At 63.9% G+C, this 13,956-nt stretch carries 11 protein-coding genes; 4 read left to right on the top strand and 7 right to left on the bottom strand.

Annotation, left to right across the window (positions count from 1 at the left end; translation table 11 throughout):
• Positions 1-35 precede the first annotated feature (35 nt).
• Positions 36-1,061 (top strand): tRNA (adenosine(37)-N6)-threonylcarbamoyltransferase complex transferase subunit TsaD, encoded by a 1,026-nt coding sequence (tsaD, locus tag H3V53_RS08960; RefSeq protein ID WP_336597651.1) that lies wholly within the window; start codon positions 36-38, stop codon positions 1,059-1,061.
• A gap of 90 nt (positions 1,062-1,151) precedes the next feature.
• Here tsaD and folE2 read toward each other — a convergent pair whose 3' ends face one another.
• The 4 genes from folE2 to H3V53_RS08940 form a co-directional block, all read right to left on the bottom strand.
• Positions 1,152-1,958 carry a GTP cyclohydrolase FolE2 gene (gene folE2, locus H3V53_RS08955; RefSeq protein WP_336597650.1) on the bottom strand — a complete coding sequence of 269 codons (807 nt, stop codon included), beginning with the start codon at positions 1,956-1,958 and terminating at the stop codon, positions 1,152-1,154.
• Between the two features lie 148 nt (positions 1,959-2,106).
• Positions 2,107-4,005, bottom strand: coding sequence for a 1-deoxy-D-xylulose-5-phosphate synthase (gene dxs / locus H3V53_RS08950; protein ID WP_054924731.1), 1,899 nt, complete (start codon positions 4,003-4,005; stop codon positions 2,107-2,109).
• A gap of 96 nt (positions 4,006-4,101) precedes the next feature.
• On the bottom strand, positions 4,102-4,995 hold the full coding sequence (locus H3V53_RS08945; protein ID WP_336597649.1) for a polyprenyl synthetase family protein: 894 nt from the start codon (positions 4,993-4,995) through the stop codon (positions 4,102-4,104).
• Positions 4,992-5,300: an exodeoxyribonuclease VII small subunit gene (locus H3V53_RS08940; RefSeq protein ID WP_054924715.1), complete on the bottom strand. Its 309-nt coding sequence runs from the start codon at positions 5,298-5,300 to the stop codon at positions 4,992-4,994. Before H3V53_RS08940 ends, H3V53_RS08945 begins: the two co-directional genes overlap by 4 nt.
• Before the next feature lie 286 nt (positions 5,301-5,586).
• On the opposite strand from H3V53_RS08940, the gene H3V53_RS08935 reads away from it, so the two are divergent.
• Both H3V53_RS08935 and H3V53_RS08930 read left to right on the top strand, forming a co-directional pair.
• Positions 5,587-6,693 (top strand): aromatic ring-hydroxylating oxygenase subunit alpha, encoded by a 1,107-nt coding sequence (locus H3V53_RS08935; RefSeq protein ID WP_336597648.1) that lies wholly within the window; start codon positions 5,587-5,589, stop codon positions 6,691-6,693.
• Between the two features lie 111 nt (positions 6,694-6,804).
• A complete protein-coding gene (locus tag H3V53_RS08930; RefSeq protein ID WP_336597647.1) occupies positions 6,805-7,674 on the top strand; it encodes a sulfurtransferase in 870 nt (289 codons plus the stop codon).
• Between the two features lie 98 nt (positions 7,675-7,772).
• On the opposite strand, the gene H3V53_RS08925 is transcribed toward H3V53_RS08930, so the two are convergent.
• From H3V53_RS08925 to polA, 3 genes are all read right to left on the bottom strand, one after another.
• Positions 7,773-8,645, bottom strand: a complete 873-nt coding sequence (locus tag H3V53_RS08925) for a dienelactone hydrolase family protein (RefSeq protein WP_336597646.1) — start codon at positions 8,643-8,645, stop codon at positions 7,773-7,775.
• Positions 8,646-8,744: 99 nt separating this feature from the next.
• On the bottom strand, positions 8,745-10,091 hold the full coding sequence (locus H3V53_RS08920; protein WP_336597645.1) for an NAD(P)/FAD-dependent oxidoreductase: 1,347 nt from the start codon (positions 10,089-10,091) through the stop codon (positions 8,745-8,747).
• A 275-nt stretch (positions 10,092-10,366) separates the two neighbouring features.
• Positions 10,367-13,114, bottom strand: a complete 2,748-nt coding sequence (gene polA, locus H3V53_RS08915) for a DNA polymerase I (protein ID WP_336597644.1) — start codon at positions 13,112-13,114, stop codon at positions 10,367-10,369.
• Position 13,115: 1 nt separating this feature from the next.
• On the opposite strand from polA, the gene H3V53_RS08910 reads away from it, so the two are divergent.
• Positions 13,116-13,859, top strand: a complete 744-nt coding sequence (locus tag H3V53_RS08910; RefSeq protein ID WP_336597643.1) for an LOG family protein — start codon at positions 13,116-13,118, stop codon at positions 13,857-13,859.
• Positions 13,860-13,956 lie beyond the last annotated feature (97 nt).

Here is a 13,956-nt window from a genome sequence, read left to right as displayed (position 1 = left end):
GGGCGCATTTGTGGGCGCCCGATCGGCGTTCGATCATGCTCGTTCTCGGCATAGAAAGCTCCTGCGACGAAACCGGCCTCGCGCTCTACGACACGGAGCGCGGCCTGCTCGCGCACGCGCTGCATTCGCAGATCGCGATGCATCGCGAGTACGGCGGCGTGGTGCCGGAGCTGGCGTCGCGCGACCATATCCGCCGCGCGCTGCCGCTGCTCGAAGAGGTGCTGGCGCGCTCGGGCGCCGCGCGCGGCGACATCGACGCTATCGCCTATACGCAAGGACCTGGGCTCGCGGGCGCGCTACTGGTGGGCGCAAGCATCGCCAATTCGCTGGCGATGGCATGGAACAAGCCGACCGTCGGCATTCACCACCTGGAAGGGCATCTGCTGTCGCCGCTGCTGGTCGACGAGCCGCCGCCGTTTCCGTTCGTCGCGCTGCTCGTGTCTGGCGGTCATACGCAGCTGATGCGCGTGACCGACGTCGGCGTCTACGAGACGCTCGGCGAAACGCTCGACGACGCCGCGGGCGAAGCGTTCGACAAGACCGCGAAGCTGCTTGGCCTCGGCTACCCTGGCGGGCCGGAAGTGTCGCGTCTCGCGGAGTTCGGTACGCCGGGCGCCGTCGTGCTGCCGCGTCCGATGCTGCATTCCGGCGATCTCGATTTCAGCTTCAGCGGCCTGAAAACAGCCGTGCTGACGCACATGAAGAAGCTGGGCAGCAATGTCTGCGAGCAGGCCAAGGCGGATCTGGCGCGCGGCTTCGTCGACGCAGCCGTCGAGGTGCTGGCCGCGAAATCGCTCGCGGCGCTGAAGAAGACGAAGCTCAAGCGACTGGTCGTCGCGGGCGGCGTGGGCGCGAACCGGCAGTTGCGCGAGGCGCTGTCGGCCGTGGCGCAAAAGCGTGGCTTCGCCGTGCATTACCCGGATCTGTCGCTGTGCACGGACAACGGCGCGATGATCGCGCTCGCGGGCGCCTTGCGCCTGCAGCGGTGGCCCGCTCAAGCGGCCAACGATTATGCGTTCACAGTGAAGCCGCGCTGGGATCTGTCGTCGCTCGCGCGTTGAGTCGCGTGACGCGCGGCTTCTGCGCCACAAGCTAAAACGGCCGCCCGGTGACGGGCGGCCGTTTTCGTTTCAGGCAGGACGAAGGCGTCGTCAAGCCGTCCGCTTGTCGCTTTCGATCACGGCATAGGCGCTGTGATTGTGAATCGACTCGAAGTTCTCGGCTTCGAGCACGTACGCGACGATGCGCGGATCGGCATTCAGACGTTGCGCGACGTCGCGCACCAGATCTTCGACGAACTTCGGATTCTCATACGCGCGCTCGGTGACGAACTTCTCGTCCGGGCGCTTGAGCAATCCCCACAACTCGCACGAAGCCTCTTCTTCCGCGATCCGGATCAGATCCTCGACGGGCACGTCGCCGGCCAGTTCGGCGTCGATCGTCACATGCGAGCGCTGGTTGTGCGCGCCATATTGAGAAATCTTCTTCGAGCACGGGCACAGGCTCGTGACGGGAACCGTCACCTTCAGGAACAGGCGCGTCGCACCGTTGCGTGAGTCGGCCGTCAGCGTCACTTCGTAGTCCAGCAGACTTTGCACGCCTGACACAGGCGCCGTCTTGTTGACGAAGTACGGGAACGACACTTCGATGCGGCCCGCGGGCGCTTCGAGCTTTTCGAGCATCGACGCGAGCATCGTGCGGAACACCGACGAATCGAGCGGCGCCTTGTTCTCTTCGAGCAGCGCGACAAAGCGCGACATGTGCGTGCCCTTCACCTCGGCGGGCAGATGGACGTCGAGATTCCACGTGCCGATGGTCGGCTGCACGTTGCCATCGGGCATGCGGACCGTCAGCGGATGACGCACCGCCTTCACGCCGACCCGTTGAATGGGAATCTGGCGGGTGTCGAGCGTGCTCTGCACGTCGGGCATCACGAAGGCGGGGTTCATCTGGTTCATGTTCTTGTCCTCACTTGCAGCGCGAATCGACGCGCAAAATGACAACCGCCGGCTTGCGCCGGCGGAGTCCGACGGGTATGCCACCCGCCGATTCATATTGGAGTAGATGCAACGGGCCGCTGTTTCGTTCCTGATGGCCCGGGCAATGTTAAGCGACGCGTTTGACCGACTTGCCGCTTGCGTGCTCCACAAAGCGCTCACGGATGGACTTCGCGATGCCCGCTGCGTCCAGACCGCACGACGCGAGCAGCTTGGCGGGATCTCCGTGATCGATAAAGCGATCGGGAAGGCCCAATTGTAGTACGGGCCGGATAACCCCACACTCCATCATGGCTTCCACGCACGCGGAACCCGCGCCGCCCATGATGCAGCCTTCTTCGACCGTGACGATGGCATCGTGCGACTCGGCCAGTTCGCGCACGAGGTCGGCGTCGAGCGGCTTCACGAAACGCATGTTGGCGACCGTCGCGTCCAGCTGCTCGGCTGCCGCGAGTGCCGGCGCGACCATCGTGCCGAAGGCGAGAATCGCGATGCGCTTGCCGGCCGGCTGGGTCGACTGGCGACGGATTTCGCCCTTGCCAAGCGGCAGCGCGGCCATCTGCTTGACGGTCGCGACGCCCGTACCCGCGCCGCGCGGATAGCGCACGGCCGTCGGGTTCGGCTGCTGCAGCGCCGTGTACAGCATCTGGCGGCATTCGTTTTCGTCCGACGCGGCCATGATCGTCATGTTCGGAATACAGCGCATGAACGCGAGATCGTACGCGCCCGCGTGCGTCGCGCCGTCCGCGCCGACGAGGCCCGCGCGATCGATCGCGAACACAACGGGCAGGTTCTGCAGCGCGACGTCGTGGATCAGCTGGTCATAACCACGTTGCAGGAACGTCGAGTAGATCGCGACGACGGGCTTCATGCCTTCCGTCGCGAGGCCGCCCGCGAAGGTGACCGCGTGCTGCTCGGCAATGCCGACGTCGTAATAGCGATCCGGGAAGCGCTTCTCGAACTCGACCATGCCCGAGCCTTCGCGCATCGCGGGCGTGATGCCGACCACGCGCGAATCGAGTTCCGCCGCGTCGCACAGCCATTCGCCGAACACCTGCGTGTAGGTCTTCTTGGCGGGCGTCGCCGACGGCTTGATGCCTTCGGCCGGATTGAACTTGCCGGGGCCGTGATACAGCACCGGGTCGGCCTCGGCGAGCTTGTAGCCCTGGCCTTTCTTCGTCACGACGTGCAGGAATTGCGGACCGCGCAGTTCCTTGATGTTCTGCAGCGTCGGGATCAGCGAATCGAGATCGTGACCGTCGATCGGTCCGATGTAGTTGAAGCCGAATTCTTCGAACAGCGTGGCGGGGACGATCATGCCCTTCGCGTGCTCTTCGAGCTTGCGCGCCAGATCCAGCACGGGCGGCGCATGGCGCAGCACCCGCTCGACGCCGGCACGCGCGGCCGCGTAGAAGCGGCCCGACATCAGGCGCGCGAGATGGCGATTCAGCGCGCCGACGGGCGGCGAGATCGACATGTCGTTGTCGTTGAGGATGACGAGCAACGGCACGTCGTCTTCGACACCGGCGTTGTTCATCGCCTCGAAGGCCATGCCCGCCGTCATCGCGCCGTCGCCGATCACGGCGATCGCGAAGCGGTCTTCGCCGCGTAGCTTGCTGCCGATCGCCATGCCGAGCGCCGCCGAAATCGACGTGCTCGAGTGCGCCGTGCCGAATGTGTCGTACGGCGACTCGTCGCGTTTCGGGAAGCCCGAAATGCCGCCGAGCTGGCGCAGCGTCGACATCTGATCGCGGCGGCCTGTCAGGATCTTGTGAGGATAGGTCTGGTGACCCACATCCCAGACGACGCGATCGCGCGGCGTGTCGAACACGTAGTGCAGCGCGATCGTCAGTTCGACCGTGCCGAGGTTGGACGACAGGTGGCCGCCCGTTTGCGAGACGCTGTCGAGCACGAAGGCACGCAACTCGTCTGCAAGCGGTTGCAACTGGCGGCGATCGAGGCGGCGCAGGTCCGCGGGGTCGTCAATGGTTTTCAGCAAGTCGTACATCGTCGTTCCATTGTAGGAAAACTTACGCGCCCGCACTTCATTCGCGCACATCCGAAGGTGCTTGTGCGGGCGGCGGGCTTTCGCGTTACAGCTACTTCAGCTGACCCGGTTCACCACGAGGTCGGCCAACTCGGCGAGCCGCTGCGAGCGGGCGCCGAAAGGTGCAAGGGCATCGTGCGCGTCGCTGCGCAATTGCGCAGCCAGCGCACGCGAAGCATCGAGCCCGATGATCGACACGTAGGTCGGCTTGCCGTCCTTCGCGTCCTTTCCAGCTGTCTTGCCGAGCGTCGCGGAGTCCGTCGTGACGTCGAGAATGTCGTCGACGACCTGGAACGCCAGCCCGACAGCGGCAGAATATGCGTCTAGCGCGGCCAGCGCCTTCGCGTCCGGGCCGCCGTTATCCATTTGGCCCGTCAGCGCGCCCATCCGCACGGCGGCGCGCAGCAGCGCGCCCGTTTTCAGACGATGCATCGTTTCGAGCTGCGTGCGCGTCAGCGTATGACCGACGCTCGCCAGATCGATCGCCTGGCCGCCGGCCATGCCGATGGAGCCGCTCGCGAGCGCCAGTTCGCGCACGAGCGCGGCCTGCGCCGCGGGCGCGAGCACGTCCGATGTCAGTGCAACGAAAGCCTGGGACTGAAGCGCGTCGCCGACCAGCAAGGCCGTCGCTTCGTCATACTTGACGTGTACGGTGGGCTTGCCGCGGCGCAGCGCGTCGTCGTCCATGCAAGGCATGTCATCGTGTACGAGCGAGTAGACGTGGATCATCTCCAGCGCCGCCGACGCCGCGTCGAGGCACTCGGCCTTCGCGCCCGTCAGCTCGCCTGCCGCATGACAGAGCAGCGGGCGTACCCGCTTGCCGCCGCCCAGCACGGCATAGCGCATCGCTTCATGCAGCTTCGCCGGCTCGGTCGCTTCAGACGGCAAGTAGTTTTCGAGTGCGCTCTCTACCCGGTCCAGCACCGAGCGCATCCATTGTTCGAAGGTCATAGATCGTCTCCGCTGTCGGCAGCGGTTGTACCTGCTGTATTCACGGGAAGCGGCTTGAGCGTTTCGCCATCGAGCACGCGCACCTGCTGCTCCACTTTCTCGAGCTGCTGCTGGCAGAACGCCACGAGCACGGCGCCGCGCCGGTAAGCCGCCAGCGACTCCTCGAGATTGAGGCTGCCGCCTTCCATCCGCCCGACAAGCCCCTCCAGCTCGGCCAGTGCCGCCTCGTAGCTCTCGGGCAGCGGCGTGCTGTCGGAACCTTCGGCGCTGGTAGGGGACAAACCAGCCGTATCCGTCTTCGCCATGAATCGTCGCAAAATTAAAACAAGTCGGACATTCTACGGCAAAAGCAATATTTTCGACCTGTGAGCGCACCAATCGGTGCTGGCGCGACGCTTGCGCAACACTTTCTGCATCAGAAAAGAATCTGACGTTCACGCGCCGAAATAGCGAACTTCGATGACATTTTTAACCCAAATCAGGTACTTAAGTGCCCCAAGGAGGGGGAAACAGGTATAATCGCGGGCTCCCTAAATCGAATCTTCGATGGTTGGGTTGTTCACTGCTTTCACGTCTTCATCGGGAGTGGGAATGTCCAATCTGAGCAATGCATTGCAGCTGAAGGCTATTCACAGCCAGCTGCCAGTCACGGCTTACTTTGACCAGGCGCTTCACCAGCGCGAACTCGAAACCCTTTTCAAGAAAGGTCCTCGCTACATCGGGCACGAACTCATGGTTCCAGAGGCGGGCAACTATTTCGCCTTGCCCAGCGAGAGCGAGGGGCGCGTGCTCGTGCGCAATCAGCAGTCGCAGATCGAACTGCTGTCGAACGTATGCCGCCACCGCCAGGCAATCATGCTGAACGGCCGCGGCCAGACGGAGAACATCGTCTGCCCCCTGCACCGCTGGACGTACGACCTGAACGGCCAGCTGCTCGGCGCGCCGCATTTCGCCGACAACCCGTGTCTGAATCTCGGCGGCACGCCGCTGCAAAGCTGGAATGGCCTGTTGTTCGAAGCGCAGGGCCGCGACGCCGCGAAAGACCTCGCGCGTCTCGGCACGGCGCAGCACTTCGACTTCACGGACTACATGTTCGATCACATCGAAGTGCACGAGTGCAACTACAACTGGAAGACCTTCATCGAGGTCTATCTGGAGGACTATCACGTCGTGCCGTTCCATCCGGGCCTCGGCAGCTTCGTCAATTGCGACGATCTGCAGTGGGAGTTCGGCGACTGGTACAGCGTGCAGACGGTCGGCGTGCACAACGAGCTTGCGCGTCCGGGCAGCCCGACGTATCGCAAGTGGCACGACGAGGTGCTGCGTTTCCGCGACGGCAAGATGCCGGACTTCGGCGCGATCTGGATGGTGTATTACCCGGGCATCATGATCGAGTGGTATCCGCATGTGCTCGTGGTGTCCTGGCTGATTCCGCGTGGTCCGCAGAAAACGACCAACGTCGTCGAGTTCTATTACCCTGAGGAAATCGCGCTGTTCGAGCGCGACTTCGTCGAGGCGGAGCGCGCCGCGTACATGGAAACGGCGCGCGAAGACGATGAAATCGCCGAGCGCATGGACGCCGGCCGTTTCGCGCTGATGCAGCGCGGCGAATCGCAGGTCGGTCCGTATCAGAGCCCGATGGAAGACGGCATGCAGCACTTCCATGAGTTCCTGCGGCGCGAGCTCGGCACGATCTGACGCACCTGGCCAAACGGCTATGAACGAGGAAAGACGGGCTTCGGCCCGTCTTTTTTGTTTAGACTAGAGATATCGTTCGGCGCAGCCGAAGTCCGTCTCTCAGGAGCCGTCATGCCACACACTCACTACACCACACTGATCTCCGCAGGCAATCTCGCCGAACGTCTCGCCGCCGCGCCAGGGAGCGTGTTTATCGCCGATTGCCGTTTCGATCTCGCCGACACGGAAGCCGGCGAAAAGGCTTACGCAGCGGGTCATCTGCCGCAAGCGCACTATCTTCATCTCGATCGCGATCTGTCGGGCCCGAAGACGGGCACGAACGGGCGTCATCCGCTGCCGGACCGGCAAAAGCTGGTCGAACGGCTGGCCGAACTCGGCCTCAACCAAGGCCAGCAGGTCGTCGCGTACGACGCGCAAGACGGCCGCTACGCCGCACGCCTGTGGTGGTTGTTGCGCTGGCTGGGGCACGATTCCGTCGCGCTGCTCGATGGCGGGCTCGCCGCCTGGCAGGCCGCGGGCCAGCCGCTGACGCAAGACGCGCCGGCCCAGGCGAGGGGCGACTTGAAGGCGGGCGCACCGCTGGCGGTGACCGTCGACGCGCAGGCTGTCGAGCGCAATATCGGCACGAAGGAGCGCGTGGTGCTCGATGCGCGCGCCGCCGACCGCTATCGCGGCGAGAACGAAACGCTCGACCGCGTGGGCGGCCACATTCCGGGCGCGCGCAACCGCTTTTTCGGCGAAAACCTGACTCCCGACGGCCGCTTCAAGCCGGCGCACACGCTGCGCGAAGAATTCAGCGCGATCATTCCAGGCGTCGCGGCCGAGCATATCGTCCTGCAATGCGGCTCGGGCGTCACCGCCTGCCACAACGCGCTCGCGATGGAAGTCGCCGGCCTGCACGGCGCGGCGCTGTACCCCGGCTCGTGGAGCGAGTGGAGTGCCGATCCCGCGCGGCCGGTGGCGACAGGCCCGAATCCCTGAGCCGTTGCCTGCCGTTGCCTGCCGTTGCCTGCCGTTGCCTGCCGGCGTCTGCGGCGCTCGCGCCTGGATGGCGCCGCAGACAAAGACAACAAGCTCCGTCAACCGACGCCGTGCGCCTTGAACCAGGCCAGCGCACGGCGCCAGCCGTCTTCGGCATCGGCTTGCTTGTAACTCGGCCGATAGTCCGCGAAGAACGCATGCCCTGCATCGTCGTACACGACGAACTGCGAGCCGCGTCCGGCCTGCGGCCCTTGCGCGATGGCCTGCTTCATCTGCTCCAGCGTTTCCTGCGGAATGCTCTGATCCTGTCTTCCGTATAGACCCAGCACGGGCACCTGCAGATCGGACACGCGGTCGATCGGATTGGCGGGCGTCATGGGCGTCTGGTTGCCGGCTACCCGGCCGTACCACGCGACAGCCGCCTTCAGCCGCGGATTGTGCTCCGCATACAGCCACGCGATGCGCCCGCCCCAGCAGAAGCCGTTGATGCCCACCTTGTTGACGTCGCCGCCATGCTCGCCCGCCCATTTGAACGTCGCGTCGAGATCGGCCAGCACCTGCGAATCGGGCACCTTGCTGACGAGCTGATCGTTGAGCTGCTGCATCGACGTGTACTTGCTCGCATCGCCTTGCCGCGTGTAGAGGTCCGGCGCGATGGCCAGGTAGCCCTGCTTCGCGAAGCGCCGGCAGACATCGGCGATGTGCTCGTGCACGCCGAAAATCTCGTGCACCACGATGATAACGGGCAGATGCGTCTTGCCTTTCGGCTGCGCGCGGTACGCGGGCACCAGCGTGTCGCCCGATTTGATGCCGACTTCGCCCGCATCGAGACCCTCGCTGTCCGTATGGATGGTTTGCGCGGACACGGGCAGCACGCACGCCGCGAAGCCGCTGCCGAGCGCCGCCTTGATGAACGTACGCCGGTCAAACGGAACATGCGGAACGAGACTGTCGACTTCAGGCTTCAACATGCTGTGCTCCTCGATGGAATGGGTATCGGCAAGGGAGCCAACAGGATACGCGTAAAGCGCATCCTGTTGCATGAGCATCGAAAGCGGTCAGGCTCGGCGTCAGTGCAGCTTGACGCGAGGCAGCGTGGTGCGCCGCAGCCAGTGCGCGAAAGTATCGAGCACCATGCGCGCATAGCCGTGCAGCGCGGCGATATGCAGCCGGTACAGCGACATGTACATGAAGCGCGCGAACAGCCCTTCGATCAGCATGTTGCCGCCGATCACGCCGCCCATCAGATTGCCGACGGCGCTGAAGTGGCCGAGCGACACCAGCGAGCCGAAGTCGCGATACGTGAATTCCGGCAGCGGCCGGCCTTCGATCCGGTTCGCGATGGCGCGCAGCAGAAAGCTCGCCTGCTGATGCGCGGCCTGCGCGCGCGGCGGCACGTTGCGCTCGTTGCCGGGCCACGGGCAAGCCGCGCAATCGCCGAGCGCGAAGACGTTGTCGTCGACGGCCGTCTGCAGCGTGCGGCGCACTTCGAGCTGCCCGAGCCGGTTCACGGGCAAACCGTCGAGCTGCCCCAGCACGGCGGGCGCCTTGATGCCCGCGGCCCAGACGGTCAGATCCGCGCGCACGCTCTTGCCGCTCGCCGTGCGAACAACGCCCGGCGCGACTTCCGCGACCGTCTCACCGACCATCAGCTTCACGCCCAGCTTCTGCAGCAGTTCCGCCGTCGCCGTCGACACGCGCTCCTGCAACGCCGGCAGAATGCGCGGCCCGGCCTCGATCAGCACGATGCCGACGTCATGACGCGGATCGAGCTTGTGCAGCCCGTAGGCCGACAGCACCTGCGCCGTATTCCGCAGTTCCGCCGACAGTTCCACCCCGGTTGCGCCGCCGCCGACAATCGCCACCTGGATGCGCGGCTCCGTCGACACCGCGCCATGCTCCGACTCGACAGGCTCGTGCGCCTGATGCTCGGCGCGCATGCAGGCCGCGATCAGGCGTTTGCGGAAGCGTTCGGCCTGGTGAACGGTATCGAGCGCAATTGAATATTCGGGCGCGCCCTTTACGCCGAAGAAATGCGTCGTACTGCCGATTGCGATGACGAGCGTGTCGTATTCGAGCATGCGCTCGGGCAGCAGCTCGGCGCCGTCGTCGTCGAGTACACGCGAAAGCGTGATGCGTCGGGCCGTGCGATCGAGCCCGGCCAGCTCGCCCTGCTGGAACTCGAAGCCATGCCAGCGCGCCTGCGCCGCGTACTCGAGTTCCTGCGTGAACGGGTCCATGCTGCCTGCGGCCACTTCATGCAGCAACGGCTTCCAGATATGCGTCGGATAACGGTCAACCAGCGTGACCTGCGCGAACGGCACGCCGTTGCTTTTTTTGCGCGCATAACGGTCGCCGAGCCGCGTCGCCAGTTCGAGACCGCCCGCACCTCCACCCACGACGACAATACGATGCATCAGAACTCTCCGTGTGAAACGACAAGTTGTGCGTCGATGCGGCGCGCTTCGCGCGTGCGGCCGCTTTTATTATTCGCGTTCCGTCGATTGTCGGCGAGCAAGGGGACAAGTCACAAGTCTGTCGAAACCAAACTGTGACATGCGAGCGACGTTATGCCCTATTTGTCCCCGCGTCGTCCGTTGCCCCGGAGAGGCAATATTGGTGTGTCAGTGTTCGGATAAAGCGCGACTGACATGCCAGTCGCGCCCGGTGCGTCCTGTCCGCGCGCGCGCCCTCAGTGCGCCTCTTCCCAGTTCGCACCCGCGCCCACTTCGGCGACGAGGGGAACCTTCAGTTGAGCGACGCCGCACATCAACTCCGGCAGGCGCTTGCGCACATCCGATAGTTCGTCGTCGGGCACTTCGAGAATCAGTTCGTCGTGCACCTGCATGATCATGCGCGTGCCGATGCCCGACTCTTCGATCCACTTCTGCACGGCGATCATCGACATCTTGATCAGATCGGCGGCCGTGCCCTGCATCGGCGCGTTGATCGCGGCGCGTTCGGCCGCCTGGCGGCGCGGACCGTTGCCGCCGTTGATCTCGGGCAGCCACAGACGGCGTCCGAACACCGTCTCGACGTAGCCCTTCATCTTCGCGCTCGTACGCGTGTTTTCCATGTACGCGGCCACGCCCGGATAACGCGCGAAATAGCGGTCGATATAGAGCTTCGCCGCATCGCGCGTGATACCGAGGTTCGATGCGAGTCCGAACGAGCTCATGCCATAGATCAGCCCGAAGTTGATGACCTTCGCGATGCGCCGCTGATCGTTCGATACTTCGAGCGGCGTCACGCTGAACACTTCGGAAGCAGTGGCGCGGTGAATGTCCTCGCCTTGCTGGAACGCACGAAGCAGCGCTTCGTCGCCGGAGATGTGCGCCATGATGCGCAGTTCGATCTGCGAGTAGTCCGCCGACACGAGCTTATGCCCCGGCGGCGCGATGAACGCCTCGCGGATGCGGCGGCCTTCACCCGTGCGCACGGGGATGTTCTGCAGATTCGGATCGTTCGATGCGAGACGCCCCGTCACCGCGACGGCCTGCGCATAGTTCGTGTGCACGCGGCCCGTGCTCGCGTTGACCATGCGCGGCAGCTTGTCGGTGTACGTCGATTTCAGCTTCGACAGCCCGCGGTGCTCGAGAATCGTCTTCGGCAGCGGGTAATCTTCGGCGAGCTTCTGCAGCACTTCTTCGTCAGTGGACGGCGCGCCGCTCGGCGTTTTCTTGATCACGGGCAGTTCGAGCTTCTCGAAGAAGATCTGACCGATCTGCTTCGGCGAACCGAGATTGAATTCGCCGCCCGCGAACAAATACGCCTGCTGTTCGAGTTCGATCAGGCGGGCCGCGATCTCGTTGCTTTGCACGCGCAGCTTTTCCGTGTCGATCAGCACGCCATTGCGCTCCATCTTGCGCAGCACGCGCGACGTGGGCACTTCGATGTTTCGATACACGTGATCGAGCGGCACTTCGGCGGCGATCTGCGGATACAGCGCCTGATGCAGACGCAACGTGATGTCGGCATCTTCCGCGGCGTATTCGGCGGCCTTGTCGAGCGCGACTTCGTCGAAGCCGATCTGCGCCGCGCCCTTGCCTGCTACGTCCTCGTACTTGATCGTCTTCAGCCCGAGATGACGCAGCGCGAGGTTGTCCATGTCATGCGGACGATGCGATTCGAGCACATAAGATTGCAGCAGCGTGTCGTGCTCGACGCCGTCCATTGCGATGCCGTAGTTCGCGAGCACCTGCTCGTCGTACTTCAGATGCTGGCCCACCTTTTTCTTGTCCGCACTTTCGAGCCAGGGCTTGAGCTTCGCAAGCACCTCGTCGCGCGGCAGCTGCACGGGCGCATCCGGCCCGCGATGCGCGAGCGGAATGTACGCGGCCTTGCCCGCCTCGACCGAAATCGAAATGCCGACGATCTGCGCCGTCATCGGGTCGAGCGAAGTGGTTTCCGTATCGAACGACGTGATGTCGGCGGCATTAATCCTGTCGAGCCATGCGTCGAACTGTTCCCACGTCTGCACGGTGTCGTACTCGCGCTCGCCGTCGCCTTCGATGGTGGGCGCGGGCGGCACGTCCGTCTCCGGCCCTTCGACGGCATCCGCGATTTCCACTTCGCGCAGCCACGTCTTGAAGCCATGGCGCGTAAAGACGTCGCGCAGTTCTTCGCGCGCTTCGGGGCGCGTCGCGAGCGTCTCTTCAAACGACATGACGTGCTCGGTCAGATCGCAATCCGTTTCGACCGTGACGAGCTTTCGCGCCATCGGCAGAAAGTCGAGCGCGCGTCGCAGATTGTCTCCTACCGCACCTTTGATTTCGTCTGCATGTGCGACGATGCCATCGAGGGTTTCAAATTGCGTGAGCCATTTGATCGCCGTTTTCGGGCCGCATTTCTCGACGCCGGGCACGTTGTCGACGGTATCGCCGATCAGCGACAGATAATCGACGATGCGCTCGGGCGGCACGCCGAATTTCGCGACGACACCCTCGCGGTCGAGCTTCTCGTTGGTCATCGTATTGATGAGGGTGACATGATCCGTCACGAGCTGAGCCAGATCCTTGTCCCCCGTGGATACGATCACGCTCATGCCGCGCGCTTGCGCGCGCTTCGCGAGCGTGCCGATCACGTCGTCGGCCTCGACGCCTTCGATCATCAGCAAAGGCCAGCCGAGCGCGCGCACGGCGACGTGAATCGGCTCGATCTGCTTCGAGAGATCGTCAGGCATCGACGGGCGGTTCGCCTTGTATTGCGGGTACCAGTCGTCACGAAACGTCTTGCCTTTGGCATCGAACACGCACGCGCTATACTCTGCCGTAACCTCCTTGCGCATACGGCGCAGCATGTTGATGATCCCGTAGAGCGCACCTGTTGGCCCGCCATCGGGACCGCGCAGATCGGGCATCGCATGGTAGGCCCGGTACAGATAACTCGAACCGTCAACCAATAGCAGGGTCTTACCTTCCAGGTTCTGTTCTTCAGGCATTATGACTAAGAGAAAAGTGATTCCGAGTCTGCGATCACTCGCAGATCAAGAGCGCGCAACAGCCAAGAAGGCCCGCGCATCGTGGCAGATGTTCACGATTATGGCAGAGTTTATCGAGGCGACCGAGTACCTGTCGGAGATCCGCCCGGCCGTGAGCATCTATGGTTCGGCGCGTCTGAAGCCGAACTCGCCGTACTACAAACTGGCCACGCAGATCGCGCGCAAACTGTCCGATGCGGGCTTTGCCGTCATCTCGGGCGGCGGCCCGGGCATCATGGAAGCGGCCAATAAAGGCGCGCACGCAGGCAAGGCGCCGTCCGTCGGTCTGAACATCGAGTTGCCGCACGAGCAGTCGGGCAACCAGTGGCAGGACATCTCGCTGCGCTTCCGGCATTTCTTCACGCGCAAGGTCACGTTCGTGAAGAACTCGGATGCCGTGATCGTGATGCCAGGCGGCTTCGGCACGCTCGACGAACTTGCCGAAGTGCTCACGCTGATTCAAACCAAGAAGTCGCGGCACGTGCCCATCATTCTGGTCGGCGCGGAGTTCTGGAAAGGTCTGCTCGCCTGGTTCGAATCGCAGCTGGTGCCGATGGGCCTCATCAATCCCGGCGACATGAACCTGATGCAGGTGATCGATGATCCCGACCAGGTTCTGGAAGCGGTGCTCGCGTTCTATGAAGAGCGCGAAGAGCCCGAGCCGCATCCCGCCAAATCGGACGAAGACCGGATGTTCTATCTGTAATCGCCGTCTGAGACCGCAGTCGCATCGCGGACACGCCGGGCGCCGTGTCCGCGATTTGTCTTACTGCGATCTGGCTTACCGCAATTTCTCTTACTGC

It is taken from the genome of Paraburkholderia bengalensis (assembly GCF_037126505.1).
Lineage (GTDB): Bacteria > Pseudomonadota > Gammaproteobacteria > Burkholderiales > Burkholderiaceae > Paraburkholderia > Paraburkholderia bengalensis.
This window is presented reverse-complemented; position numbering and strand designations above follow the sequence as displayed.